Here is a 26,298-nt window from a genome sequence, read left to right as displayed (position 1 = left end):
GCGGACAGGCGACCGAACGGTCTGCAAAGTGACGCGAAAGTGGGAGGAATGTCTGGGGCGGGCGGGCTCGGAATGGTGCGATGAGGTGTGTACGCGCGCCGGAGGCAGGCACCGGAAAGTGTGTCCCGTTCTGAGCCCTTATTCTGGGACGCAGTTTCCGCAGAACCCTACATAAAAGAAAAGGACCCCTTTGCAGAGGTCCTAGTCAATTCAAGGTGGCGGGGAAGGGAATCGCGTCCGCGCGCTGCGCGGACGGACCGCTGCGGCGCTTACGCGCCTTGCGAGCTGCGCTGGCAAACGCTTACGCGTTTACTCAGCTCCGCGCCCTCACGGGGTTCGATTCCGTGCGAGGGCTACATAAAAGAAAAGGACCCCTTTGCAGAGGTCCTAGTCAATTCAAGGTGGCGGGGAAGGGAATCGAACCCCTGACACGAGGATTTTCAGTCCTCTGCTCTACCAACTGAGCTACCCAGCCATTTGAGGTGTGCCTTGTTTCAAGGCTTGATTAGTATAACCAAGGACGCGTTCCGGTCAACCGAGAATTTTAAAAAAGTTTTTGAGCACAGCCTCGGTTCTATAAATCGGCACGTCAGAGGCATCAGCCGGCAGCAAGAAGTTTTTCGCTCAGAGCCGCACGGGCAAACTCACTTGGCGTCATCCCCTCGGCAGCCGCCCGTCGACGAATGGCCTCCTTCATTCCCAGAGGAATCTTGACCGACAGCGTTGCCGTCCCCTCACCTGAGAGTGGGGGCCGTCCATGCACGATCCCACCAACGGTGTGTTCGCCATCCGGAAACTCTCCGCGCTCGTACGACTCGCACCACGCGTCAATCGTTTCATCCGTTACAACCTGACCATTAGCGGCCGTATACGTCTTGCCCATCATCGACCCCTTTGCCGAGCCTGTTCAATCTCCTGCCAAAATTTCTTCTGGACTGGAGACAAGGCATGAATGATAAGCCACCCACGGACAAGCTCGACCGCGACAAGCTCCACGCTTCGTCCGTCTGGGAGCCATCCAATCGCAAGCCATCTCGGCGGCTCGTCCTTCGACTCGCGACGAATGCACCCAGTAACCGCAAGCCAAGCGCTAAGCACCTGCTTTTCCGTCAGGTGCTTTTTAGCGTTGGGATGGATCTCAACATCCATGCATCTTCTCCTCCATCTTACCCAATTTCGTATGACGAAAGTCCGCTGTCGCCAATTCTTAAGCCGGCACGCGTTGGAGAGCAGGGATCGAAACAATGATTGAAGGACGCTCTAGTACGGCCCAGGCGCCGGGGCAGGAGCACGTGCGCCAAGGACGAACGCTTTCGTAGCGCGCGAGGATATTGCCGTCGCGATCGATGAAGGCGATGTCGATGGGATAGGCCATAAAACACGTATGGACCGAAGAGCAGCGTGGAAACGCCATGACGAGCGGCAGACCGTTGGCGGCAACCGGACACCGTCCCAGCATGCCGCGCAGGCGCACGGCAAACGACTCCGCCACCACAAACTCGGCCGGCGTCCAACCCAGCCTGTTGAGCGCCCGCGCGTACGCGATGTAGGACGAGACCGCGGTCACATGACCACCCCCGGACGCCATGGATCGACCGTCACCGCGCGCTCGTGCGACAACGTTGTCGGCGCCCCCAGCGGAACGCCAGCGATGCTGAGAGAAGTCGGCCACGGCTCATAGTGCATGGTGCAGGTGTAGGTCCTAAACGTACCGGATAGGGAGAGCAGGCCACCATCCGATGCCTCCGCGCCTTGCTCGCTCGACACTTCGATCTGCAAGCCATAGCCTTCCATGGCATTCAGAATTTGAGTCTGAACCGTCGCCGAGGCATCGGCAGAGCTTTCGTCGCCCTCCCCCTCCGACGCCACGGCGTGCGCCAACACGATGTCGGGCACCACGCGGTCGAAGCGCGCGACAGCGCTGGCAAAGATCATGACGTTGTACACGATGAGTGCCAGCACCAGCAAAACGGGCGTAACCACTGCCATCTCCACCGTCGCTTGGGCGCGCTCCTCGCGCAGACGCATGCGGATACTCATTACGACCCACCGCCCAAAGCGCCAACCAGCGTGGCGACATCGACGGTGAGCGGGATGGAGCCGCCGCCGGGCAGAGGAATCTCCGCAAGCGTGAACACCGTACCGCTAATGGTGCGTTCGACTTGATATTCCAACGCCTCGCAAAGCGCCTTGGGATCGGTCACGCCCAACGGAATACTTCGCAGCTTGTCTTGCGCTTGAGAGAGACCGGCAATGTCAGACCCCGGACTCTTAATGACGTTGGCGGAATCGGTCAGCACCGGCTTTCGCAGGCGCAAGTCGCACGGTTCCAGACCCAACGCCGCCACGGACGCCGAAACGGTATCGCCGAGCCACGATGCGATGGAGCCCAACGCGCCGCTGCCCCCTCCTAGGCCTTTAATCATCTCGCCCATAAGTTCGTCGGCCGAACCTTGGATATCACCGTATCCCACAAGCAGCCGTCCCCAGACATCCATGACGCCGTCGAGCACGCCGGCAACGCCGCCCGAGCGTTCCTTCAATGTCGAGAAAAATCGCGAAAGCACGTTGTTTTGCGCCGTCGCCCCATCGGGCGCCAGCACCGCGGCAGAGATGGCACCGCGATCGCCAAGTCTGACTGCCGTGTTAAACGAAGAGTTGAGTTCATCGGAGCTCGAGATGGCACCCGAAACCGCAAAGGCAACCACGCCGTTGCGACCGGGCGGAGCGATACGCGGACGCTCACCGGAAAGTTCTTTGATGGCGGTATCGAACGCATTGCCCGCACGGTCGGCTTCGTCCTCGGTCTGACGCTCGAGCTCGAGCTCCTTGTTGCGACAGTCGACGTAGTCCTCCAGGGCGTCTTTAAACTTGTCAAAGTGATACTCGAAGCCGTTTTCGATAGAGGTTGAAGGCGCCGCAACAGCACCAAGCGACAAAACGCCAAAATGGCATTTGCTGCATTTATCCTGTCCATCGTAATCGGCAACCGAAGCAAATCCGCTCGGCGTCCCTTTCTTATAGTTGGGGCAGGTCGTCCCGTAATGCAGATACGCCTTGTCATCGTTTACGCTCGTCGGCCACACCGCATCGGTATAGAGTTCCGTCGCCCGAACCTCATCAGAGTTGCGCGGCAGCAGCGGAATATAGGAGGAAACCCTGTCTCCGTTCTCGGTTATATATGCCCGATCGACCTCCGCGTTCGCATAGGTATAAAACGCCTTACGCGCCGCAGACTCTGCCTTCATCTCGACACTCGAGCCCTGGGGCTTCTCATTTGTCAGACGCCAATGGTAGTAGTCCTTCGCGCGATCAAGGGCAACTTGAGGCTCCCACGTAACGCTCGATGAGTAATGCGGATTTTGAACACCGGAAAGATCCGTTAGGCTTTTTGCGCGCTCCCACATACAAGAACAGCTGCCGACCGAGCCCTTGTCAGACCCACCACAATCCGCCAGCCAAGCGCGCTCCTTTGCCTTCGCCGTCTCCTCCGAGGCCTTCCGCAGCTCCTCGGCCGCACGCTCTAAATCATCTGATGTGTCTTTAATGGTATCGGTCGAGATCTCTGACCCTTTGAGCGCAGCAAAGTCCGACTCGGATGTCCTGGGTACGGCAAGCGCCGTACCGGTATAGGTCACACTATCGGTATCCTGCGCCGACACCGCCTGCGTGGCACGCGCGGCGATCAGATACGGCAGAGCCGTCTCGATTTTCTGTAAGCCTTCCGATGCGCTTTTGGCAAACTTGTTGCGCGTTTTAATGATCTCGATCCCGGTGTCGACCATATTGCCGGCAACCGGCTCGGCACCCGGGATGAGGATGGCGACCAGGCCCGTCCCGATCGTGGCAAACCCCGCCAGCCCCAGACTCAAGATACTCGCATCAACCACCGTGGCAGCCGTGTGATAGGACGACACTACGTTGGCACCCGCCAGCGCGCCGCTATCGGCCGCCACCTGGGTGTCCCCGGCACGCGACATGCTCCATATCGCCGCGGTCGACGAAAACAACAATGTGAGCACCACTAGGATGACCACGGCAGAAGAAAGCGTGGTATAGGCGCCGTCTTCGATAAACAGATCGACACCGGCTCGACCCATAAAGCCGCCTCGCTTGCAATGGCAGCTCGGACGGCGCGTCAAAACGCGTCTAGACCAGAAACGCTTAATCCCATGTAGCAATCCACGAATCATAATCTCCCTCCAGCCATTCGGGACGCGATTGATACGAGACATCGACCTTGAGCTCAACGTAGCCGCCCTCGGCGGCACCACCCATAGCCTGCGCAAACGCACCGATCACGGGCAACGGCTTGACCTCGCCGGAAACGGACACGGACGAGACGCCACCCGCACCGGCCCGGCCAAGCTCGATATCCCACGACAGCGGCCCGCCGGCATGAAAGATCGAAACGTTGGGCACTGCGGCAAGCCGGCGGCGGGTGAACTCCTTAAGATCGTCGTCCTCCGCCGTCGTCGTGGTCATGAGCCGCGCGGTCTCGGCGGCGGCAGACTCCATGACCGCGCGCGTATAGAGCAGGCACACCGGTTGCAGTGCGAGAAGGATGAGCGTCAGAAACGTCGGCAGCAAAAAAGCGGCCTCGACCGTAGACTGCGCCCGGTCCTCGCACGCGATATCAATACAACGCGATGTCCTTAGCGCCCGCAGCGGCGTCGATAACCGACATCGAGGCAACGCCATGGGATGCCGCCCGCTCGACCAGCGCCGCCAAGCGCCCATCGGTGCCAGCACGCCAAAGTCCCGCAATCGCCAGCACGATCGATAACAGCGCCACCGTGACGATGGCGTATTCCACAGTCGCTTGGGCAACCTCTTCACGCAGAACGCCATGCATTTCACGATCCCTCCTTTGAGTTTATTGTTTGCGGGACCAGGCGCACGGCGCGCAGACGACACGAAGCATCGCCAGTATCCGCGGCAACCGTCACCATATCGACCCAGCCGCGTCCGTCGCGCACGATAGCGCCCCACACGTTGCCCTTGATATCGAGATAGCCGCTCAGAGCAAGTTGTGCCGTGGGTACCTCGTGATAGGCACGCAGCATATCCGCTGCCGCTTCGGTCATCGGTCGGTCCTCGGACCATGCAAGCCGGACCGCAATCGCGTTGCCCTCAGGCGAATCCGTCGCAGTGCCAGACCGCTTGTCGAGCGCCCGCAGAAAGGTTTGCGCCGTGACAGCGACATCCGAATCGTCCGTATCTCGCATCTCATCTTTTTGAGACGCTACCGCCGAATCTGAGCCCAAATCGGAGGCGGTCCCAGGACGCTGCTGCCGCGCGGCGTTAAGCCCCCAAAGCACCACCGCTATCGCCACGGTCAGGCAAGCAAACACCAGCAGCACCCCGATGGGGCGCTCGCCCTCTACAGGCTGTTGATGCCCTCGCTGATAGCGTTCCATAGATCTTGGACCTTGCCCTTAAATGCGACGATGGCGATAATCGCGATCACCACGAGCACGCCGACCAAGATGGCATACTCAGTGGTACCCTGTGCACTCTCCTCCTGCAATAGTTCCTTGGCGCGCTGACGAACATGTGCCGCCCGGCAAAACGCCCAGCCCTGGACCTTGCCAGCAGCGTCAGTCATCGTGTTCATGTATTCCTCCCTACATCATCCCGCCTGCTCCCAGCAGCGGGCCCAATATGGACAGAAGCAACGCCGGCAAGATGAGCGTGCCGGTGGGAATCAGCAGCTTGACGGGCGCACGTTCGATCTCGCGCTCGACCGCAGCGCGATGAGCCGCACGGATCTCGCGACTTTGAGCGGCCAGCGTCTCGGCAAGTGGGGCACCCAGGGCGAGCGCCTGCCCCACCGTGATGGCAAAGGTCTCGAGCGCTCGCACGTCCAGGTCGCGCGCGGCGGCCAACAACTCGTCCTCACGCGTGCCCACGCCCACCTGCCACGCCATGCAGGCGCGCTCAAGGCGAAGAGCCAGCACTGACCGGCGGTTGGCGCAGAAAATCTCAAGCGCCGCATCAAACGAAAGACCGGCCGAAAGACCCAAGCGCACAACATCGATCATCTCGGACACTTCGCCGAGCGACACTCGCGCCGGGCCGCCCGCTCCAACCGCGCCCTTCACTCGCGCGGTCAGAGCATCGACCACCGAGCAACCCGCAGCAGCGACCAGCACCGCCTCGCGCTTGCAGGCCCCTGCGATCTTGCGCGCATCCACCCGATCCAAACCCGTCGCGACAAATACACTCAGGGCGCACAGGCAAGCCGCAACTGCAACCAGGGCGCTCATAGCTCCACCCTCATAATGCGCCGGATAACCACCAGGGCAACGGCGTTGAGGGCAAGACCCAGCACCACAGCGCCCGCGCCGGCAGGCGTCGCAAGACCGCGACGAAAATCTGCCGAAAGCAGCGCCAACACCGCGCACATGCCCGCCGGCATCGCCGCGACCATATGCGCAGACATGCGAGCCTGCGACGTCTTAACATCCAGGCGGCGCTTGAGCTCAATGCGCTCCCCCACCATGCTCGATGCCTCGGACAGTAAGTCGGCAAGCGGAGCGCCGGTGCGCTGAGACACCTTAAGCGCCAAGGTCACAAGCGAAAGACCGGGGGCGTCGATACGCACGAGCAAGTCATCGAGCGCGTCGGTCGCCGAGATGCCGCAATCGATCGCCGCCGCCACCCGCAAAAACTCGTTATGCACTGGCTCTTGCGCATGAGCGCCCACAAAGCGCATGCCCTGGGCCAGCGAATGTCCCGAGGCAAGCGACATGGAAAGTGCGGTAAACGCCTCGGGCATTGCCTCTTCTGCATCGTGTTGCTCGCGCCGGCTCTCAAAGCCATCCCGAGCGGCACCAACGGCAAACGGAGCAACAAGTCCCAAGGCAAATCCGAGGGGCGATAACGACACCATCGTTAGTAAAACGCAGCAGACACCGCTCGATAGCAGCAGAAACGCCAAACGTCCCGAAGCATCTTCGATCACGAGGCCAAGGCGATGCGCCGGAGCCAGCGATGCCCACGAACGGGCGATCTTTTTCAGCAGATCGTTTTCCACCAGCTCACGCGGCAGCTTCTCTGCCACCGTCTCGAGCGCCTGACGTGCCAGCTCCGCCGGCGGTACCTGCGGCACACGAGGTTCCGCCCCGCACGCCGTCGCGACAGAAAGCCCTGCCAAGCCCCCTACGACGAGGGGCACAGTGATCTCCATTCGTCCACCTCCTCTTGTGTGAGCATCCCCGACCGCAGGCCTTCTGCGATAAACGGCGGCTCGCGGTCAAGCGTCCAGGTGCGCTCGGCGGCATCGAACGTCACATAGCGCTCGAGCTCTACGCCGCCCGAGGCGGCGCGTCGCACCCCCGAATACGAGGAGACGAAGCGCCTGCCATCGGCGTGGCGCTCGGACATCACGATACCGTCGAGCGCCATGGCAATCTGCTCCTCGATGAGCTCACTCGGCAGGTCGATGCCATAACGTGCAAGCAACGTCAGACGCACCACGGTCTCCTGTTCTGAACCCGCATGAAGTGTGGTGAGCGACCCGTCGTGGCCCGTGTTCATGGCCTGCAACATGTCGCAGCACTCGGCACCGCGCACCTCGCCCACCACGATGCGGTCGGGGCGCATGCGCAGGGCATTAGTTACCAGGTCGCGGATCGTCACCGCGCCTTCACCCTCAATTGAAGCCTCGCGCGCCTCTAGGCGCACCACGTGCGGATGATGCGCAAACTTGAGCTCGGCAGAGTCCTCGATCGTCACGATGCGCTCGCCGGTGGAAATCTCACATGACAACGCGTTGAGCAGGGTGGTCTTACCAGATCCCGTGCCTCCCGCAACCGCCAGGTCCTGTCGCAGCGACACCGCGCACGACAGCAGCTGCGCATACCAAAGCGGCAGCGACCCCAGCCCCACAAGCTCGTCCAGCGAGCAGATACGGTCCGAGAACTTTCGGATGGTGAGAATCGGTCCGTCAATCGCCACAGGCGGAATCACCGCGTTGACGCGATAGCCCGTTTTGAGGCGGGCGTTGACGATGGGGCTGCGCTCGTCGATACGGCGGCCAAGTGGCGAGATGATGCGGTCGATAAGCACACGGATCTGCTCATCATCCTCAAACGCATGCTCGATGGGGTACAAGACGCCGCCGCGTTCAAAGAAAGCCGAGCGGCAGCCGTTGATCATGATCTCGGTAACGGTGTCGTCCTCGATGAGCGGCTGCAACGGCCCCAAGCCCACCACGTCATCCAAAATCTCGTCGATGATGGTTTCGCGCTCGGGCGTCGCGAGATCGGTCGGCTCCTCAACATTGAGCGCCGCCTCCACCGCAGGACGCAATTCCGAGCGGGCAAGTGCCGGGTCGATATAGGCGCTGATACGCGCCACTTCGTCGTAACCCATGCGGTCCATCACGGCGCGCTTGGTGCGTCGTTTCACCGCGCGGCGACGCCCCGCATCTACAGGCGCTGCCGCCGCTGCAGCGCCGGCAGCCTTAATCCTCGTTTGCAGGCTCATCGCTGATCACCCTCGCGCAACCAGGGAAGGCGGATACGCGGGCGTTCGGTACGCGTTGCACGGTCGGCGACCATATCGCCCCAAGGGCCGACGGCGCACCCCAGTTCCACGAGCATCTCGCGCGTGGCCTCGCGCATGCTAGTCGCAAAAGCACTGGTCTGCCCCACCGCCTCGTCAGCGCGCCCAAACGCCATGAGCGCGGCGAGATCCTGCCCGCCATCGGCGATACGAATCTTGGAGCTCAACGCACAGGCAATCTCAAAGCGCATGGCGACGTCCTCGTCTGCCCCGCGCGCACCGAACCGGTTGAACACGGCGCTCATGCGCGTGCGCGGCACACCTACTCGACTTGCCAGTTCGATGACGCGCGACGCCGATGTCGCGGACGACACCGCCGCATCGCCAACGACCAGGCAACGGTCGCTCGCCGCCACCGCAGCCGCCACGGCGTCGCCCCAAAAGACCGAGGTATCGATAAAGACCACGTCGGATTCACGACGCAGAACATCAAGCAGTAGCTCCACCGGACGCGCCATGAGCTCAGCTTGCTCGGGCGCCGCGACGGGACCCCAGAGCGTAACGCCCGGCGCCACGCGCATCGATGTGGCTACGATATCCGGCTCGGTGAGCGTGCCCGCCGCCGACGGCTCGATAAGTGCCGCCATATCGCGCGGAGCATCGACGCCTAACAAGTCGTAAAGGTTTCCAAACATCAGGTCCAGGTCGAGCACGGCGGCACGCAAGCCCAACAGCGACGATGTGTGTGCCATGGTGGCAACGATCGTCGACTTGCCGCAACCGCCCGAACCCGAAATAGCGCAGATGACCGGAGCTCGATGCGGCGGAGCGGCAGCGTCTGCCGGCGGCATCGGAGGCGGCGGGGCGGGCGTCGGTGGCAGCGCCCCCGTCTCCCCCGCCGCAACCACACGCTGCGTCCAAGCCGGCATGGCAGCTTGTTCGGTCTGCGAGGCAGGCTCGTTCTGCGCAATCTGCTCATGCTGCATTAGCGACAACTCGCCGCACCCGGCAAAGCCCTCAACTTCGTCGAGTTCATCCACCAGATTCACGCCGTGCACGTATCCCATATCTACAGCCGGGGAGTCGCCAGCATGCTGCGCCGGCCCTCCAGCGTCATCGCATACAAGGGGGTTCCGGGGGCGCCGACCATGCTCGGCTTCCGCTTTTCCATAATCATCAACACGCGGGCCTCTTGTAGCGCGAGGCGCCCCGGGTTCCCTATCAACAAAAGCATCGGGCTCAATCGTCATGCGCCGATCGGAATCAACCGCTCCCTCGCCCGCACGCCCGTTGCCGCATATACTGTGCGCAGCGATGACCTCGGTCGCCCCCGCGCGAAACAGCCCCTCGATATCCGACGGATCGAGCGCTTCTATCAACACGACCACGCGACTCACGCGGCCTTCGGCCGTCAGGCGCGCAACAGTCTTGCGCACATCTTCGGTATCAAACAGAGACGCCGCGATGATGGCAGCCCCGCGGCGCGACGGAAACGCCCGCGCCATGGAAACCAGCCCGTCCAGGTCACCCACGCGAAGCACCTGTGCACCCGCATCACGGCCCTCGACTTCCCGCTGCAACAGCCCGTAATCGCCGCACGCGCAGCACGCAAGCCAGATCGCCTTCATCACTCGTCGCCTCCGCTCTTTTTGCCGCGCGCCGTGGCGGGAATCGTCAAGCTGACCGTTCCCTTGCCCGAGGCTCCCAGCAGTTCCTTGACGTCTTCGGGGTCAGCCGCCAGCGTCACCCATTCGATCTTGCCCTCGCGCGTGGCACCGGAATCCTCACTGGTATCGATCACGTACGCGCCGCACAGCCGATCGGTCACGCCGTCTTTTTGCACATACACATCCACGTAGCTGCCCACGCCCGTAGCACCGCCGACCGAGTGCTCGGCATCGACCGCCACCGAAACGGCGACCTTGCCCTTAGGCACCTCGAGCTTGCGGCTCTCGACCTTGGTGTAGACATTGCAGATCACGGCGTTTTTGGGAATACGCGAAGTCGTCACGTCGCCGCGCACCTGGCGCAGCTCGGTCGCCGCGTCACGCGGCAGCAGACTCGTCAGCCACTCCTGGGTTATGACATTGGTCTCATCGAGGGTCTCGCCCACATCGATATCGCGCGCCGCGACGCATACCTCGACGCGATCGCCACCGTACTTGGCCAAGGTCTCAGCCTGGACCTGTTCGGCTTGTGAGCGGATCGATGAGCCGTAAACCATGCAGAGCAGAGCAGCGAGCACGCCCGCGACCAGACTGATGGCGATGCGCTTGCTCTTGTTCACGGCCGCTCCTCTCATGGCAGTGCCGGGCGAATGCCCGTACCACCATTGTCTGGGCGGTCAGAGTGCAAAGCGGCGCAATCGCAATCTTGGTTTTCGATGTCAAACCAATCGCTGACCAAAAGCTGACCAGCCCGTCAAGCTCGTGGCAAGGTTTTGGTCAGCACGTCAGCAAACTGCATGTTTCGAGGCTTTTCCGCAGCAAAAAGCCGTCTCCCGAACAGTTGGGAAACGGCTGTCATAGGAAAAATCAATTACAGATGGACATCGGGATCGAGCATTTGAGCACTCACGCGCATGGATAACGCCAGGTTTTGGAACGTTTCCAGACGCAGGCTATCGATCTGCCCGGCGTCCTCGGCCTCGCGAACGGCGCAACCCGGCTCATGGGTATGCGTGCAATCGCCAAACCGGCACGCGCGCGATGCCTCGACAATCTCGGGGAAGGCGCGGGCCAGTCCCCGCTCGTGACCCACGAGCGGTAGGCTGCGCAGGCCCGGGGCATCGGCGATCACGCCGGCGTCGCCCGGCAGCGTCACCATCACGCGCGCGACGGTAGTGTGACGGCCCTGGTCGTCGCGTTCGCGCACACCGCCGGTCGCCAACGTATCGTGGCCCAGCAGCGCATTGAGCAGCGTCGACTTGCCGGCACCCGACTCGCCCAGAATCATGGCGCAGCTCCCGGCAGGCACGCAGGCACGGACCTCGTCCAGGCCGCGGCCCTCGGCAGAGGACGTCACGATCACGCGCACGTCCGGACCCACCAGGCGGCGCACGCGGTCCAGATCGCGCTCGAGTTCCTCGGCATCGCAGCGGTCAGCTTTGGTGAGTACCACCACCGGCTCGGCATCGCAGTCGAGCGCCAATACCAGCGAACGCGCCACACGGTCGAGCAGCACCTCGCCGGCACCGAGCGCCTGCACGATTAGCACGCTATCCACGTTGGAGCAGAGCACCTGGCGCTCTCCGCGGGCACGGCCGCGCCAACGCTCAAAGCTCGTACGGCGCGGCAGCACGCATTCAATCACGCCCATATCGTGCCCGGGAGCGCGGCGCACCGCCACACGATCGCCCACGGCAGGCAGCAGGACCTCGTCCCCACCGCGCGACTTGGCAAATCCCACGGCATGCTCGGCGCGGAAGGTATCGTCGGCAGTCGCCACCAGCGGAAACCCACGATCCAAGCGCACCACGGCGCCAAGCTGCATCTGCTCGGGCTCCTCGGCATGTGCGCAGAAATCATCAAAGGCAGCCTGCTGAGCTTCATCGACCGGCAGGTCATCAAACGCCGGAACATCCTGCAGCGCGTCAAGCCCCGGCACGCTTGCCAGCAGTTCCTCGGCAGACGCGGGAGCTTCGGTCGCAAGCTTCCGACGACGATCGCGCTTAGCCCGCGCCCCCGTCGTCTTTTTCTTCGCTTTAGCCTTAGCCTTGCCCACAGATGCCTCCCAGCACAAAACCACACAACTGAGCAGGTATTTTACCCACAAAAAAGAGTCGGTCGAGCAATTGCTCGCCCGACTCACACACTTTCCCTCAGCTTATGGTCCCGAGAGGTTATCCGAAGGCCCGACCGCCGGGAGGGGTTTCCTAAGGGCACATCCTTTATTTCAAAACGAGCGGCCGAGCAATTGCTCGGCCGCTCGCCTTCTTTCCCTCAGCCCTTTTTCATCCGCACGGGAGAGAAGCCAGCAAGGATAGCGCAGGGCCCGCCCCGGAAGCCCTTTCTCCCGAACGATCCCGCAGCGCGAAGCGCGAGGACCAGTGAGGGAGAAAGGGCGTGGGGCGGGCCCGGACGAGAGCGTTACTCCTTCTCGACCGCGCGCATGATCGCCTTGTAGATCTCCATCAGCGGGATGATCAGGAAGGCCAGGCCCAGCGCGGCAAGAACGCCCTTGAGCTCAAGCGTCACGGGGCCAAAGAACATCTCGGCAAGCGTCGGCTGCACGGTTACGATCACCGTCAGCACCAGCGCCAGCGCGGCGGAAGCCCACAGCCACTTGTTCTGCTTCTTCATGGTGAACAGCGACGCACGACGGCTGCGCATATTGAAGCAGTGGAAAATCTCAACCATGTTGAGCGTGATGAACGCCATCATCACGCCTTCCTCGTCGGCATTGCCGGCGATCATATCGGCGATATGGATGTAGCCCATGTCAAAGTACACGCCCACAAAGAAGCTCGCCAGCACCAGCACGGTGATGATTAGGCCCTGGACCACACAGTCCAGACCCATATGTCCGGCAAAGACACCGTCCTTGGCGTTGCGCGGCTTGCGCTTCATGATGTCGCCCTCGGCATCCTCCATGCCCAGCGCGAGCGCGGGGAAGCAGTCGGTGACCAGGTTCACCCACAGCAGCTGCACCGGCTGGAAGATGGTAAAGCCGATGAGCGTGGCGATAAACACCGAGAACACCTCGGCAAGGTTGGCCGAAAGCAGGAACTGGATGACCTTGCGGATGTTGTCGTAGATGCGACGGCCCTCTTCGCAGGCACCGATGATGGTGGCAAAGTTATCGTCGGCGAGCACCATGTCGGCGACGTTCTTGGTGACGTCGGTACCAGTAATGCCCATGCCCACGCCGATGTCGGCGCGCTTGATGGACGGGGCGTCGTTGACGCCGTCGCCCGTCATGGCCACGATCTGGTCGCGCGACTTCCAAGCCTCGACGATGCGTGTCTTGTGCTCGGGTTGGACGCGGGCGTACACGCCGTAGTCCTCGATGTGCGCGTCGAGCTCCTCGTCACTCATGCGATCGAGGTCGGCACCGGTGATGGCATGGCTGCGATCGGTGACGATGCCCAGCTGCTTGGCGATGGCCACGGCGGTGTCGATGTGGTCGCCCGTGATCATGACGGTGCGAATGCCAGCGTCGTGGGCCTCGCGGATGGCTTCGGCGACCTCGGGGCGGACCGGGTCGATCATGCCGGACAGGCCGCAGAAGACCAAGTCGCGCTCGAGCGCAGCGGGGCTGCAGTCGCTCGGGACCTCGGTGTAGGTGCGGCTTGCCAGCGCCAGCACGCGCAGAGCCTCGTCGGCCATGGCCTTGTTGGCGGCCACGAGCTCGGCGCGACGCTCCTCGGTCAGCGGGACGACCTTTTCGCCCTCGTAGATATGGGTGCACAGGCCGATCACCACGTCGGGCGCGCCCTTGGTGTACTGCTCGTACTCGCCATCCAAGGTCTCGACGATCACGGACATCATCTTGCGGCCCGAGTCGAACGGGGCCTCGCCCACGCGCGGATGCTCGGCAGTCAGGCCGGTGAGGCCAGCCTTGCCGGCGTCGTTGACGAGCGCGCACTCGGTCGGCTCGCCCACGGCCTCGCCCAGCTCCTCGTCCCACTGAGCATCGGAGCACAGCGCCATGCCGGCCAGGAACTTCTCCTTGGGCGCAGCGAGCTCGTGCTTGACGACGGTCATCTTGTTCTGGGTAAGGGTACCGGTCTTGTCGGAGCAGATGGTCTGTGTGCAGCCAAGGGTCTCGACAGCAGAGAGCTTGCGGATAATCGCCTGGCGCTTGGCCATCTTGGTCACGCCAAGCGAAAGGACGATGGTCACGACGGCAACAAGGCCCTCGGGGATGGCGGCGACGGCGAGCGAGACGGCAACCATAAAGGTGTCGAGCAGGGCGGTCGGGTCGGTAAGAACGTTGCCCACGCCGTGGCGGATGATATCAACGCCAAAGATGACGACGCAGATGACGATAACCATAATGGTAAGGATGCGGCTGAGCTCGGCGAGCTTCACTTGCAACGGCGTGAGCTCTTCCTTGGCCTCGGCTAGGGCGCCGGCGATCTTGCCCATCTCGGTGTTCATGCCGGTGCCGACCACGACGGCGCGACCACGGCCGTACACGACGGTGGAGCCCATATAGCACATGTTCTTACGGTCGCCGAGCGGCACGTCATCGGTGCCCGCAGCGAGCTCGATCACGTTGGCGTGCTTCTCTACGGGCACGGACTCGCCGGTGAGCGCGGCCTCTTCGATCTTCATCGTGGCGCTCTCGAGCACGCGGCAGTCGGCCGGGACGGAGTCGCCCGCCTCGAGCATGATCACGTCGCCGGGCACGAGCTCGGCGCTCGGCAGGTGCACGAGCTTGCCGTCGCGCAGCACCTTGGACTGCGCCGCACTCATCTCCTGCAGGGCCTCGAGGGCCTCCTCGCTCTTGGCTTCCTGGACCACGCCCAGCACCGAGTTGACGATAACGACGAACATGATGATGGCAACATCGGCAAAGTCGGGCTCGCCCTTGACCATGCCCGTGAGCGCACTGATGACGGCGGCAACGATCAGCATGATGACCATGGGGTCGGCCATCTGCTCAAAGAAACGCTTCCACAGCGGTGTCTTCTCGGCTTCCTCGAGCTTGTTAGGGCCTGTCTTGGCGAGGCGCGAAGACGCCTCGTCGTTGCTCAGGCCGAGGTTCTCATCGACACCTTGGTCGCTGAGCACCTCCGCCGCGGCGGACAGGTATTCCTTTTGCATATAGAGTCCCCTCCTGGGATTCGGGCCACTCAGCAGATTGATGCCCGATCATAATTCCCAGGAGAAGGGCAAGGGCTCATCAAGGCTGCCGTGCTGAGCGGCAGTTGATAGTGGAGCTATGGTACCCCAAAGCGACGCGTCTAGCCAAAACAATCGGTTTGGAAATATGGTCCGCACGCAACGGTGCAGACCGTGTGATGCTCAACATTGGTAAAACGTTTTTTCTTCGGCACATCGCCAAACTGACATATCTCCCAGATAGCAGCGGTTGGAGTGGTTGGTAAAGATTTTTCATATACCGTTTTTCTCGCAAAAAATGAACTTCCATTTCGGCATACGGTCGATTTTTTGGGGTATTCGGTCGGCATTTCGTTATAATCATTTCGGTTTTATTTCTTATGGTTTATCTATCAGCGCAAGACGATGTCAGATGGAGGTCTGAATGTACAAGCGCACCAAGATTGTATGCACCATGGGTCCCGCCTGCGATAGCGACGAGACCATCCGCGAGATGATCAAGGCGGGCATGAACGTCGCCCGTTTTAACTTCTCGCACGGATCCTACGACGAGCACCACGGTCGCATCGAGCGCGTCCGTCGTATTTCCAAGGAGCTCGGTCTGCCCGTCGGCATCCTGCTCGACACCAAGGGCCCCGAGGTCCGCACCGGCCTTCTGGTCGATGGCAAGAAGGTTGCCGTCAAGACCGGCGACAAGATTGTCGTCACCGCTCAGCCCACGTCCGAGGATTTCCACGGCACCGCTGAGCACATCTCCCTCGACTACCTGGCTCTGCCCTCCGAGGTCGAGAAGGGCTCCCTCATCCTGATCGATGACGGCCTGGTTGCCCTCGAGGTCGAGTCCGTCAGCGGCCAGGACATGACCTGCGTCGTTAAGAACGACGGCCTGATTGGCGAGCGCAAGGGCGTCAACATGCCCAACGTCAACATTTCGCTGCCCGCCATCACCGAGCGCGATCGTCAGGACATCCTCTTTGGCCTGACCGAGAACATCGACTACATCGCCGCTTCCTTCATCCGTGACGGCGAGTCCGTCCGCGGCATCCGCAAGCTTTGCCGCGAGAACGGTGGCGAGCACGTGACGATCTTCCCGAAGATCGAGTGCGCCCTGGGCGTCGAGAACTTCGACGAGATCCTCGAGGCTTCCGACGGCATCATGGTCGCCCGTGGCGACCTGGGTATCGAGATCAAGCCCGAGCTCGTTCCGCACATCCAGAAGGAGATCATCGCCAAGTGCAACGCGGCCTACAAGCCCGTTATCACCGCTACGCAGATGCTCGACTCCATGCAGCAGAACCCGCGCCCGACGCGCGCCGAGGTTGCCGACGTTGCTAACGCCATCTACGACGGCACCGACGCCGTTATGCTGTCCGGCGAGTCCGCTGCCGGTAAGTACCCGGTCGAGGCCGTTAAGATGCAGGCCAGCATTGCTCTCGAGACCGAGAAGTACCTCCCGGCCCACGCTCCGCTCGAGGTTCCGGCCGACGCTCACGGCACCCGCGTCGTCAACAACGTTGTGGGTATGTCCGCTGTGAACATGGCCACCACCGTTGGCGCCAAGTGCATCACCGTGCCGACGACCACCGGTCGTACCGCTCGCCTGATCTCGCACTTCCGCCCCAACATGCCGATCTGCGCGTTCTCCCGCCACGAGTGGGCCGTCCAGCAGATGATCATGTACTGGGGCGTTATCCCGCACCAGGCCGAGATTACCCAGGGCACCGTCAACGGCACGATCGTCAAGGCGATCGAGACCGCTAAGGAGCTCGGCTACGTCGAGGCTGGCGATTTGACCGTCGCTACCGCCGGCGATCCCCGCATGAGCGTCCAGCTCGAGGACAAGGTCTCCTCGACCAACGTCGCTTACGTCGCTCAGGTGCGTTAAGTCGTACTTGCAAGCATGTTTGCATTGCAAAGGGCCCGGAAGGCTTCGCCTTCCGGGCCCTTTTTCTGTGTCAATGCCGGCACACGGCAAAACACACACCCATTTCTTTACCAAAAGCGCGAAATCCACCTTTCGAGGCCCAAAAATAAAGTCCCAAGCGCTAAAAGTGTTCGCCCGATGGCGAAACCACACCTTACCCGACGCTGCTAAATCGTTTTAGCAAAAGCCAGATCGACCGCGTTTTCGGAAGTATGCGGCAAATTCTGAGACCTCCGAGCACACCCCGTTTTTTCGCAACAAAATGCCTGATAAACTGGCCTCAAAAGCCAGGTCTGCTCACAGGGTTCAGATTTTGCCGCATACTTCCGAATTGACGCTGGCATCGCACGGTCCAAAAGCACATTTCGACCAGGAGGATATCATGGACCTGACGCTATGCGGTCAATCCGCTTTTTACTATCACCGTATCCCGCCGCAGGTATTAGGGCTTTACCCCGCCATTAGCCTTGGCAATATGGATCGCAGATGTTGCGGCCTCGGAAGTCATGCAGTTGTAAAAGACCTACTTCACGCACCGCTTCACAGGTTTGTATTCACTCGAGCACAATCCGGGTCGCGAAGCCTGTTTAAATCGCACCTCCTGACCCAAGAGCCGCCTCCCGGGTCGTTTAGGCAAACTGAACATGGATTTGATGTCACGTCGCCCGAGTTTACGCTGCTCAGCCTTGCTACGCAGGTCTCACGCAACCAGCTACTCATGGCTTGCTACGAGATGTGCGGCTCCTTTGCAGTGTTTAAGCCCTGCGAGCGAACGCAACAACAACTTGATGAAGCTATTTCGCTTAAGCTCATTCCACCCAACTGCTGCTGGGAGCGTGTTGTCGACACCAAGGGCAATGACACCAATTTGTGGAAGCGCCCGCCGCTCCTCAGCGCGGCGGATATCGCCGCGTTCGCCAAGCAGGCTGCAGGCCTGCGCGGCGTTAAACAACTGCGCTGGGCGGCCGAGCACATGACGGGGCAGACCGCCTCGCCCTTCGAAGTACAGGCCTCTATGCTTGTCTCGCTCCCCCGCAACGAGGGCGGCATGGGCATCAACATCGCAAACAACGTGCGCATCCCACTCAGCGACGCCGCGCGCTCACTGTATGACAAAACCTGCTGCTACGCCGATATCCTCATCGAGAGCAACAACGACAGCATGGGCGTCATCTTGGAATGCCAAGGCCGCTCCGCCCACGATGGCGAAGCCGCAAGTCTCTCCGATGCCGAGCGCACCACCGCCCTCACAAGCATGGGCTATGACGTTATCCAGATAACCTATGAGCAAATCAAAGACACGAAGAGCTTTAACAACATCGCCGAACTCATCCATAAAAAGGCAGGGCTCCCCTACATCCCAAAGACCGATCAGGAACGCACCACCGAAGATGCCCTGCGGCGGGAGCTATTGGTCGATTGGGATGAGCTGTTCGCCGTCAAGCCGGCCAGCTAGCAGCTAGTGATCAGAGGGACTGCGGGGACGTCAGAAGCGGCAACGCGAGTCGCAAAGCCCACCTCGGTCAGCTCGATGACCTCGGTAAACGTTGCATCGAAAAACTCCTCAGTTAGCAGGCGGTATGGCGGATGATCGGGCTCACCGGGGTTTTCGCGCACAATCTCGTGCATAACGCCGATGGTCTTGAGCACATACTCCTTATGGATGGGATACTGCCCAAAACGCGTCGCCGCAGTATACAGACGATTGGTCGCACGCGGGATGGAAACAATGCCGAGCGTCTTACCAAACCAGTCAAAGTCACCTTGCTTTTTAATGCGGAATTCCTCGCACGGCTTGCCGCCGTGCGCCTCCAGGTACTGATTCACGCGCGTATTCCATACGGTATCGGCCACCAGATGCGACCAGACGCCCAGCGTTAAATCGAGCAACGACTGCGCCACATCTTCGGACGCAAGCGAGAACTCACAGGCGCCGGGACCGACAACCGGCTCGGCATCCCTGTAGCGCTGGGGATAGTGCACGCGATTCAGTCGCTCGCGTTCCTCGATAATCGAGGTCGCCGCGGCCGGCGCACCGGTGGGCGAACTTTTAAGCAACGGTGCCACATAGGTATCCCAGAACTCATGCTCACGAGGCTTAGGGATAGGCTCGGGCTTGGCAAAGTGCGTAATGCGGTACGGGATGGGATCGGCAATGCCGGGAACCATATAGCCCACAAAAATGTCCGGAACCACGCAACCAAACAAAAAGGCATTGCGGTCACGCACGCTATCGGCAAGCGCACTGGTGCGCCCCAGCAAACGCTCCGTCTGAGCGATATGAATGTTCCAGCTTGGCATAGCCACCCCCATAAAAAACCTGGATAACTATACCATCACGGCAGAGTCGCACAGGCGGCCATACATACCCTACGCAGCAACTATTCCGCAGCACCGCTTTCGGTTCCATACGACGGCACGGGCGCCTCGACCACATGGTGATATCGATCGATATAGATGGCACGGGCCTCCAGGCGGCGCACCAAATCTTGATGGTGCGTACTCATCAAAACCGTCTTACCGGCAGCAACGTAGGCCAGCAAAAAGTTGACTACGATGTCGCACGAGTCCTCATCGAGCCCGTTGGTGGGCTCATCGAGCACTAGGATATCGGGGTTCATCGACACGACGGCAGCCAACGCCACGCGCTTCTTTTGACCGCCCGAGAGCTGATAGGGAGAGGCGTCGGCAAGGTCGGCAACCTGGAACAGCCCCATGGCATCGCGGACGCGGCGCTCGAGCTCGTCTGTCGGCAGCCCCATCTGCGCGGGACCAAAAGCAACTTCCTCGCCCACCGTGGCACAGAACAGCTGGGCGTCGGCATTCTGGAACACAAAGCCCACGCGCTGATGAAAACGCTGAGCGGCTGCGGAATCCTTGAGATATGCCGCATCGACCACGCGCCCATCGAACAGGTACGCACCCGCGTCCGCTAGTTCAAGACCGTTGATAAGGCGCATAATCGTCGTCTTACCGCAGCCGTTGGGACCGAGTAGGGCAACGAGTTCACCACGATCGACCTGCAGCGACACACCATCGACAACCGTATGCCCCGCATAGGAGAACACCACGTCGCGAAACTCGATGAGCGGCACGCTCTTGGCGCCAGTAGCACCGCTCGCGCCCATCACGCCATTCGTATCGTTTGCCAAAACGTCGCCCTTCCCTATCCACATCGACGGCTCGGCCGCCCGCGCTACAGCACCGCGCACAACACGGCGAGCAGCACCACGACGGCCGCATAGACCGCATCGCGCCAGCCAAACCCGGCGCGCGCGGGCGCCGGATACGCACCGGCAAAGCCGCGGCAAAGCATAGCCTCGTCCATCGCGTGGCTACATTCCATCGCCTTGATAAACGTCATGCCCATGATACCCGCCAGCGAGTCGGTGCGCGAAAAACCCGCAGGCGCACGACCCACACTGCGCAGCATGACCGATTCGCACAGATCGTGCGCCGTGCGTCCCAGCACTTCGATATGCTTGAGCGTCATATCAAACGTAAAGATGACCTCGTCGGGCAGATGCAACGTCTTGAGCGCCGCCGACATGCGGCTCCAGGTAAGCGTCCATGAAACGCCCAGCACAAGCGACACATTAATGAACGTCTTGAGCGCGATCTTGAGCATGGCGCCCGCGGCAGAAGCGCCCAGCAGCAGGGCAGGCAGCGCCAAAACCACCGCGAGCCCCGCAGCGCCAAGTGCCGGCACAAAGGTTGCCCGCAGCCCGCGTACGGGGCGCACGGCAACGAGCACCAGCGCGATAGCCGCCATCAACATCAGATACAGCGGGCTTTGCGTCAGGCACACGCACAGAACGCAGACGAACATCCCCACCAGGCGCACCGGAGCCGAAACGCAAGAAAGGGCGCGGTCGACCATCGACCCGCCCTCGTGCGCGCCTCCACCCAGGCGAACCCGCTCAAGCAGGCTCGCCAGGTGTAGGACATTCTTTTGCATCACACGATGCCGAGCCCCCGCGGGCTCGTATCGCTGCTCGACCGTAAGCCAGCTAGGCAGCTCGGCTATTGCCATGAGCACCGCTTTCCTTGACCGTCAGCGAGACCAGGCGGAATGCGATGGTGAGCACCGCCACGCCAATCACGCCCGAAAGAATATACATCGCGGCCTGGCCGGCAAAGCCAAGGCCTTGCTCCTCGGAATAGGCCTGCAGATAATCGCCCGTGGGCAGGGCATCGGCAAAGGTCGGGGTATCGAGACCGACCGAAGCCTGCAGGCTGTCGTCACCAGCCTCCTGAACGGCGGTCGCGGCGCCTTCAGCGTCCCACTCGCCCCAAGCGTCACCCGTGGCCAGCAGGCCCAGCGGCGTGGCTACGACAAGCACGGCAACCAAGATGAGCGTGGGGACCAGCGAGGTCTTCTTGGCAGCAGCGTCCTCGGCAGCAAGCTGGCCATCGACAGCCTCGGGGCCGACGATAATGCTCGGCGCCGTCTTCTTAATGAAGCCGTAGATGGCGGCCGTCGCCACGCCCTCGATCACGCCGGCAACCAGCATATGCGGGATCAACATGGCCGGAATAGCCACGGACAGCGGGAAGGGGCAGTACAGAGGGGCGCCCGAAGCGTTGGTGAAGAGCATCGGCTGAATACCAAACTCGATTGCCGCGCACAGGGCCGCCAGGCACAGGCCGACCCAACCGCTCACGATGGCAGAAACCGAGGTGCCCCAGCTCTTGTCGTGCAGACGGCTGTTGAGCGCACGGAACACGATAGCAGCGACAAACGGCAGCACAAAGGCCATGTTAAAGCAGTTGGCGCCAAACGACAGAACGCCGCCGTCGCCAAACAGCAGCGCCTGCAGCGCCAGCGCGACCGAGACAGCGATAGCCGCGGCCTCGGGGCCCAGCAGCAGCGCGATGAGTGCGCCGCCGACGGCGTGACCAGTGGTGCCGCCGGGCAGCGGCACGTTGAACATCATGAGCAAAAAGGAGAACGCAGCGCAAATACCCAGAAAGGCCATATGCTCGCGATCGAGCGTGGCGCGCACTTTCTTGATGCAGTGAACCCATACGGGCACCATCGCCACCGCCATAACGGCATCGGTCTGCGGGGACAGGTAGTTATCTGGAATGTGCATATACGCCTCCCGGTTGCCGGCACATGGGATTGCAGCGCCGCTTGAACCATTTCATCAGTGTTACGAGCTAGATGATTCGTAACACGCCGCAGGCTATGATAGCAAAACGGCGCGCCGCCACAAAAGCAGCACGCCGTTATGTAATGCGCGTGTCATATATGCAGGCTCAGCGATGCGTTATACCGAGCATAGCAGTCACGCAGGATCGGCAGCAGCCACCGCTGACCTATACCCATCGCAAGCCCTAGCCGCGGACCTCGCCGTTTACGCCTTTGCATACCTTGGTGACAATCTTCTGGTGCGCTTTCTCGACCTCTTCGCTGGTGAGCGTGTGGTCGTCGGAGCGATACGTAAGCGCAAAGGCCATGGACTTTTTGCCCGCTCCGATGCGGATGGGATCGCGGTAGACGTCGAACAGGCGCACGCCCTCGAGCAACTTACCGCCGGCGCTCGTAATGCGGCGCTCAAGATCCTCACAGGTCACGGAGTTGTCGACCACAATGGCAAGGTCATGCTCAACAGCCGGGTACTGCGAGAACTCGCGATAGTTCTCCTGGTTGCGGGCGCCCTTGATCAGCTTGTCCAAGTCGAGCTCAAAGGCAACGACGACCTCATCGATGCCCATCGCTTCGCGCGCCTCGGGGTGAATCTCGCCGACCCAGCCCAGCACGGTTCCGCCGGACAGAACCTCGGCCGCACGACCCGGCTGCAAGAAAGCGTAGCCCTCGCCCTCGACGGGACGGAAGCGAACCTTCTCGATGCGCAGCTGGGCGAGCAGCTCCTCGACAATGCCCTTGCCAAAGAAGAAGCGCAGCTTACGGTACTTCATGTTCCAGGACTGCTCGCTCCACTGGCCCGAGAGCACACCCGCCACGGACTTGGTCTCCTTGGGCAGGCTGGCGTTCTCGCGACCGTGGAACAGGCTGCCGACCTCGTACAGGTGCACGTTGGGCGTACCGTGCGCCTCGTTGTAGGCCACGGACTGCAGCAGGCCCGGCAGCAGCGAACGACGCATCTCGGTCTGCTCGGCCACCAGCGGGTTCATGAGCACCACGGGGCAACCGCGGCCCTCGGTGGACATACCGATCTTCTCCAGGTCGCCCGGGGCGGCAAAGCCAAAAGTCGTGGTCTCGTTGAGGCCGCAGGCGCGCAGGATCTCACCGACCTTACGGGTGAGCTTCTGCTCGCGGGTCAGGCCGCCGATGTGGTTCTTGGCAGCCGGGATGGTCGCCGTCACGCGGCCCATGCCCCACAGGCGCAGGACCTCCTCGATCAGATCGATCTCGCGCGGCAGGTCGGGGCGGAAGCTCGGCGGAGTGACCATAAAGTCCTCGCCGTCACGCTCGACGGTGCAGCCCAGGCGGGTGAGCGAACGCTCGATAAAGTCGGGCTCGATGTCGGCACCGCAGATGGCGTGCACGCGGGCCAGGCGCAGCTTAATGCTGTCGATGGTCTTGGGCGCGGGGAAAACATCGACATGGCCGGGGGCGACCTCGCCGCCGGCGATCTCCTCGATGAGCGCGCAGGTAACGTTGGCGACATCCACGCAGCCAGTCTCGTCAACCTGGCGCTCAAAGCGGATGGAGGCGTCGGAGATCAGCGACAGGTCACGGCTGGTGTGCGAGGTGCGACCGGCGTTGAAGCAAGCGCTCTCGACCATCACGTCGACGGTATCGTCCTCGATCTCGGAATCCATGCCGCCCATGACACCGGCCAGCGCCACGGGACGCTCGCCGTCGGTGATGAGGCCCATGCCGGCGTCGAGCACACGCTCCTCGCCATCGAGCGTCGTGAACTTCTCGTCCTGCTGGGCGGCGCGAACCACCACGCGACGGTGGCCATCGCGCTCGGCAAAGGTGTCGAGGTCAAAGGCGTGCAGCGGCTGGCCGGTGAGCATCATCACGTAGTTGGTGATGTCGACGATGTTGTTGTGCGGGCGCACGCCCAGGGCGTTGAGGCGCTTGACCATCCAGTCGGGCGACGGGCCGACCTTGACGTTGCGCACGATGCGGGCAACGTAGCGGTCGCACAGGCCCTCGTCGGCGATCTCGACCGAAAGCTCGTCGTCGGTCGCGCGGCCGGTCTCGACCTTGATGGCGGGCAGCTCAACGTGGAAATCGCGGTCGAAGATGGCACCGGTCTCGCGGGCCATGCCGATCATGGACAGGCAGTCGGGGCGGTTGGGCGTGATCTCGCAGTCGAGCACGGTATCGCTCGAGCCCACATACTCGGCAAACGGCATGCCGCAGGGCGTGTCCTCGGGCAGGATCATGATGCCGGAGTGGTCGCCGCCCAGGCCGAGCTCGCGCGCGGAGCAGTTCATGCCCATGGACACGACGCCGCGAAGCTTGCTCTTCTTGATCTTGACGTCGCCGGGCAGGACAGCGCCGATCATGGCCGTGACGATGTGATCGCCGGCCTCGAAGTTCTGCGCGCCGCAGACGATCTGCAGCGGAGCGGGGTTGCCGTCAGCGTCGAGGTTCTTGTCGCCCACGTCGACCGAGCACACATACATGTGGTCGCTATCGGGGTGCGGGGTCTTGGTGAGCACCTGGGCGGTCACCACGTGGTCGAAGGACTCGCCCACGGTATCGATCGCCTCGACCTCGGTGCCGGTACGGACATATTCGTCCGAAAGAGTCTTGGGATCCTCCGGAATATCGATCATGGTCTTGAGCCAGTCGTAAGAAACGCGCATCTAACTGGTCTCCTTTCATAAATGCGGCTTTGAGCCAAAAACTGCAACGGAGACGGGTTTTCCAAGTGCCGCAGATTGCCTTGAAAGAGGAGGGCCGCGTACTTAGGTACGCAACCGACGATTGAAAGGCAAGGTGCGGTGCTTGGGAAAGCCGCCGGGCCTAGAACTGATTTAAGAAGCGCATATCGCCCGTCATGAGCGTTCGCAGGTCGGGCAGGTCGTAGCGCAGGGCCGCGACGCGCTCGGCGCCAATGCCAAAGGCGAAGCCGGTGTACTTCTCGGGGTCGATGCCGCAGTTGATGAGGACGTTGGGGTCGACCATGCCGCAGCCCAGGATTTCGATCCAGCCGCTGTGCTTGCAGAAGTTGCAACCCTTGCCGCCGCACACGTGGCAGCTCACGTCCACCTCGCAGCTGGGCTCGGTGAAGGGGAAGAAGTGCGGGCGGTAGCGCGTCTTGCGGTCCTCGCCAAACATGCACTTAACAAAGTAGTCGAGCGTGCCCTTAAGATCGCCAAAGGTGATGCCCTCGTCGACGACCAGGCCCTCGATCTGGTTGAACTGCGGCAGGTGGCAGGCGTCGGCCGTGTCGGGACGGTAGACGGTGCCCGGGCAGATCATGTAGATGGGCGGCTTCTGCGACTCCATGGTGTGGATCTGCACGCCCGAGGTCTGGGTGCGCAGCAGCACGTCGGACTCGCCGTGGGCGTGAGCCTCGGGGTGCGTGACGCTGCCGGGGTTGTTGTCGACCACGTAGAACGTGTCGCGGGCCGAGCGGCTCGGGTGATCCATGGGCGCATTGAGCGCGGTGAAGTTGTAGTAGGAGGTGTCGACCATGGGGCCGGACTCGACGGTGTAGCCGATGCCGCAGAAGATGTCCTCGGCCTCCTCGATGATCTGCTTGATCAGGTGCTGATGGCCGATCTGCGGACGGATGCCCGGCAACGTGATGTCGACGGCATCGTGCTCGAGCGCATGCTTGAGGGCGGCGGCCTTCATCTCGGTGGAGCGCTCGTCGAGCATGCCCTCGATCAGCTGGCGCATCTCGTTGGCGCGCTTGCCCATGACGGGACGATCCTCGGGGGCGAGCTTGCCCATCATGCGCATCAGGCCGGTGATGCGGCCCTTGCGGCCGAGCAGCGCGACGCGCGCGGCCTCGAGCTTCTCGGCGTCGTCGGCGCCTGCGACGAGCTCCTTGGCCTCTTCCTCGAGTTTGACCAGATCATCAATCAGACTCATGTCTTCCCTTTCGTCTCTCGCGCATCCGCTTGCCGGGGCGGCTG

The 26,298-nt window shown here is 62.0% G+C and carries 23 protein-coding genes and 1 tRNA gene; 2 read left to right on the top strand and 22 right to left on the bottom strand.

The window, feature by feature from the left end; genetic code table 11:
- Positions 1 to 402: 402 nt before the first annotated feature.
- The 16 genes from DW003_RS03125 to DW003_RS03050 form a co-directional block, all read right to left on the bottom strand.
- A tRNA-Phe gene (locus DW003_RS03125) sits at positions 403 to 475 on the bottom strand.
- A gap of 123 nt (positions 476 to 598) precedes the next feature.
- A complete protein-coding gene (locus DW003_RS03120) occupies positions 599 to 883 on the bottom strand; it encodes a ribbon-helix-helix domain-containing protein (protein WP_117637384.1) in 285 nt (94 codons plus the stop codon).
- Positions 884 to 1,207: 324 nt separating this feature from the next.
- The gene (locus DW003_RS03110; RefSeq protein ID WP_233508931.1) at positions 1,208 to 1,567 is read right to left on the bottom strand and encodes a DUF192 domain-containing protein; all 360 of its coding nucleotides are present in this window, start codon (positions 1,565 to 1,567) and stop codon (positions 1,208 to 1,210) included.
- The gene (locus DW003_RS03105; protein ID WP_118387488.1) at positions 1,564 to 2,040 is read right to left on the bottom strand and encodes a TadE/TadG family type IV pilus assembly protein; all 477 of its coding nucleotides are present in this window, start codon (positions 2,038 to 2,040) and stop codon (positions 1,564 to 1,566) included. The genes DW003_RS03110 and DW003_RS03105 overlap by 4 nt, the downstream gene beginning before the upstream one ends.
- Positions 2,040 to 4,100, bottom strand: a complete 2,061-nt coding sequence (locus DW003_RS03100) for a hypothetical protein (protein ID WP_118387486.1) — start codon at positions 4,098 to 4,100, stop codon at positions 2,040 to 2,042. The genes DW003_RS03105 and DW003_RS03100 overlap by 1 nt, the downstream gene beginning before the upstream one ends.
- Positions 4,101 to 4,164: 64 nt before the next feature.
- Positions 4,165 to 4,701: a TadE/TadG family type IV pilus assembly protein gene (locus DW003_RS03095; RefSeq protein WP_089572690.1), complete on the bottom strand. Its 537-nt coding sequence runs from the start codon at positions 4,699 to 4,701 to the stop codon at positions 4,165 to 4,167.
- Positions 4,637 to 4,855: a hypothetical protein gene (locus DW003_RS09855; RefSeq protein WP_006235089.1), complete on the bottom strand. Its 219-nt coding sequence runs from the start codon at positions 4,853 to 4,855 to the stop codon at positions 4,637 to 4,639. The genes DW003_RS03095 and DW003_RS09855 overlap by 65 nt, the downstream gene beginning before the upstream one ends.
- Before the next feature lies 1 nt (position 4,856).
- A complete protein-coding gene (locus DW003_RS10040) occupies positions 4,857 to 5,420 on the bottom strand; it encodes a hypothetical protein (RefSeq protein WP_147352177.1) in 564 nt (187 codons plus the stop codon).
- Positions 5,384 to 5,617: a hypothetical protein gene (locus DW003_RS03085; RefSeq protein WP_089572694.1), complete on the bottom strand. Its 234-nt coding sequence runs from the start codon at positions 5,615 to 5,617 to the stop codon at positions 5,384 to 5,386. Before DW003_RS03085 ends, DW003_RS10040 begins: the two co-directional genes overlap by 37 nt.
- Before the next feature lie 10 nt (positions 5,618 to 5,627).
- A complete protein-coding gene (locus DW003_RS03080) occupies positions 5,628 to 6,269 on the bottom strand; it encodes a type II secretion system F family protein (RefSeq protein WP_118066130.1) in 642 nt (213 codons plus the stop codon).
- Entirely contained in the window at positions 6,266 to 7,192 is a 927-nt protein-coding gene (locus DW003_RS03075) for a type II secretion system F family protein (RefSeq protein WP_118066132.1), read from the bottom strand. The genes DW003_RS03080 and DW003_RS03075 overlap by 4 nt, the downstream gene beginning before the upstream one ends.
- Positions 7,165 to 8,493 (bottom strand): CpaF family protein, encoded by a 1,329-nt coding sequence (locus DW003_RS03070; RefSeq protein WP_118387483.1) that lies wholly within the window; start codon positions 8,491 to 8,493, stop codon positions 7,165 to 7,167. The genes DW003_RS03075 and DW003_RS03070 overlap by 28 nt, the downstream gene beginning before the upstream one ends.
- Entirely contained in the window at positions 8,490 to 10,139 is a 1,650-nt protein-coding gene (locus DW003_RS03065) for a P-loop NTPase (RefSeq protein WP_117759579.1), read from the bottom strand. The genes DW003_RS03070 and DW003_RS03065 overlap by 4 nt, the downstream gene beginning before the upstream one ends.
- Positions 10,139 to 10,798 (bottom strand): Flp pilus assembly protein CpaB, encoded by a 660-nt coding sequence (gene cpaB / locus DW003_RS03060; protein WP_226790441.1) that lies wholly within the window; start codon positions 10,796 to 10,798, stop codon positions 10,139 to 10,141. The genes DW003_RS03065 and cpaB overlap by 1 nt, the downstream gene beginning before the upstream one ends.
- Before the next feature lie 251 nt (positions 10,799 to 11,049).
- On the bottom strand, positions 11,050 to 12,003 hold the full coding sequence (gene rsgA / locus DW003_RS03055; protein WP_187361889.1) for a ribosome small subunit-dependent GTPase A: 954 nt from the start codon (positions 12,001 to 12,003) through the stop codon (positions 11,050 to 11,052).
- 596 nt (positions 12,004 to 12,599) lie between these two features.
- Positions 12,600 to 15,281, bottom strand: coding sequence for a cation-translocating P-type ATPase (locus DW003_RS03050; RefSeq protein ID WP_118387481.1), 2,682 nt, complete (start codon positions 15,279 to 15,281; stop codon positions 12,600 to 12,602).
- A gap of 442 nt (positions 15,282 to 15,723) precedes the next feature.
- On the opposite strand from DW003_RS03050, the gene pyk reads away from it, so the two are divergent.
- Together pyk and DW003_RS03040 are read left to right on the top strand one after the other, a co-directional pair.
- Positions 15,724 to 17,184 (top strand): pyruvate kinase, encoded by a 1,461-nt coding sequence (pyk, locus tag DW003_RS03045; protein WP_117637393.1) that lies wholly within the window; start codon positions 15,724 to 15,726, stop codon positions 17,182 to 17,184.
- Positions 17,185 to 17,605: 421 nt separating this feature from the next.
- Positions 17,606 to 18,679, top strand: coding sequence for a hypothetical protein (locus DW003_RS03040; protein WP_147352176.1), 1,074 nt, complete (start codon positions 17,606 to 17,608; stop codon positions 18,677 to 18,679).
- Here DW003_RS03040 and DW003_RS03035 read toward each other — a convergent pair.
- From DW003_RS03035 to pheS, 6 genes are all read right to left on the bottom strand, one after another.
- Positions 18,676 to 19,524 carry a hypothetical protein gene (locus tag DW003_RS03035; protein ID WP_118387477.1) on the bottom strand — a complete coding sequence of 283 codons (849 nt, stop codon included), beginning with the start codon at positions 19,522 to 19,524 and terminating at the stop codon, positions 18,676 to 18,678. The genes DW003_RS03040 and DW003_RS03035 overlap by 4 nt on opposite strands.
- An 80-nt stretch (positions 19,525 to 19,604) precedes the next feature.
- Positions 19,605 to 20,375 carry an energy-coupling factor ABC transporter ATP-binding protein gene (locus DW003_RS03030; RefSeq protein WP_233545474.1) on the bottom strand — a complete coding sequence of 257 codons (771 nt, stop codon included), beginning with the start codon at positions 20,373 to 20,375 and terminating at the stop codon, positions 19,605 to 19,607.
- A 44-nt stretch (positions 20,376 to 20,419) separates the two neighbouring features.
- Entirely contained in the window at positions 20,420 to 21,256 is an 837-nt protein-coding gene (locus tag DW003_RS03025; protein WP_118387473.1) for an energy-coupling factor transporter transmembrane component T, read from the bottom strand.
- The gene (gene cbiM, locus DW003_RS03020; RefSeq protein WP_118387471.1) at positions 21,234 to 22,319 is read right to left on the bottom strand and encodes a cobalt transporter CbiM; all 1,086 of its coding nucleotides are present in this window, start codon (positions 22,317 to 22,319) and stop codon (positions 21,234 to 21,236) included. Before cbiM ends, DW003_RS03025 begins: the two co-directional genes overlap by 23 nt.
- Before the next feature lie 244 nt (positions 22,320 to 22,563).
- Positions 22,564 to 25,017 (bottom strand): phenylalanine--tRNA ligase subunit beta, encoded by a 2,454-nt coding sequence (gene pheT, locus DW003_RS03015; RefSeq protein ID WP_118387469.1) that lies wholly within the window; start codon positions 25,015 to 25,017, stop codon positions 22,564 to 22,566.
- Positions 25,018 to 25,177: 160 nt separating this feature from the next.
- Positions 25,178 to 26,254: a phenylalanine--tRNA ligase subunit alpha gene (gene pheS, locus DW003_RS03010; protein ID WP_118387467.1), complete on the bottom strand. Its 1,077-nt coding sequence runs from the start codon at positions 26,252 to 26,254 to the stop codon at positions 25,178 to 25,180.
- Positions 26,255 to 26,298: the final 44 nt, after the last annotated feature.

This window comes from Collinsella sp. AF36-3AT, assembly GCF_003475205.1.
Lineage (GTDB): Bacteria > Actinomycetota > Coriobacteriia > Coriobacteriales > Coriobacteriaceae > Collinsella > Collinsella aerofaciens_AF.
Note: the sequence above shows the minus strand (reverse complement) of the source record. Positions and strands in the feature narration are given on the sequence as shown.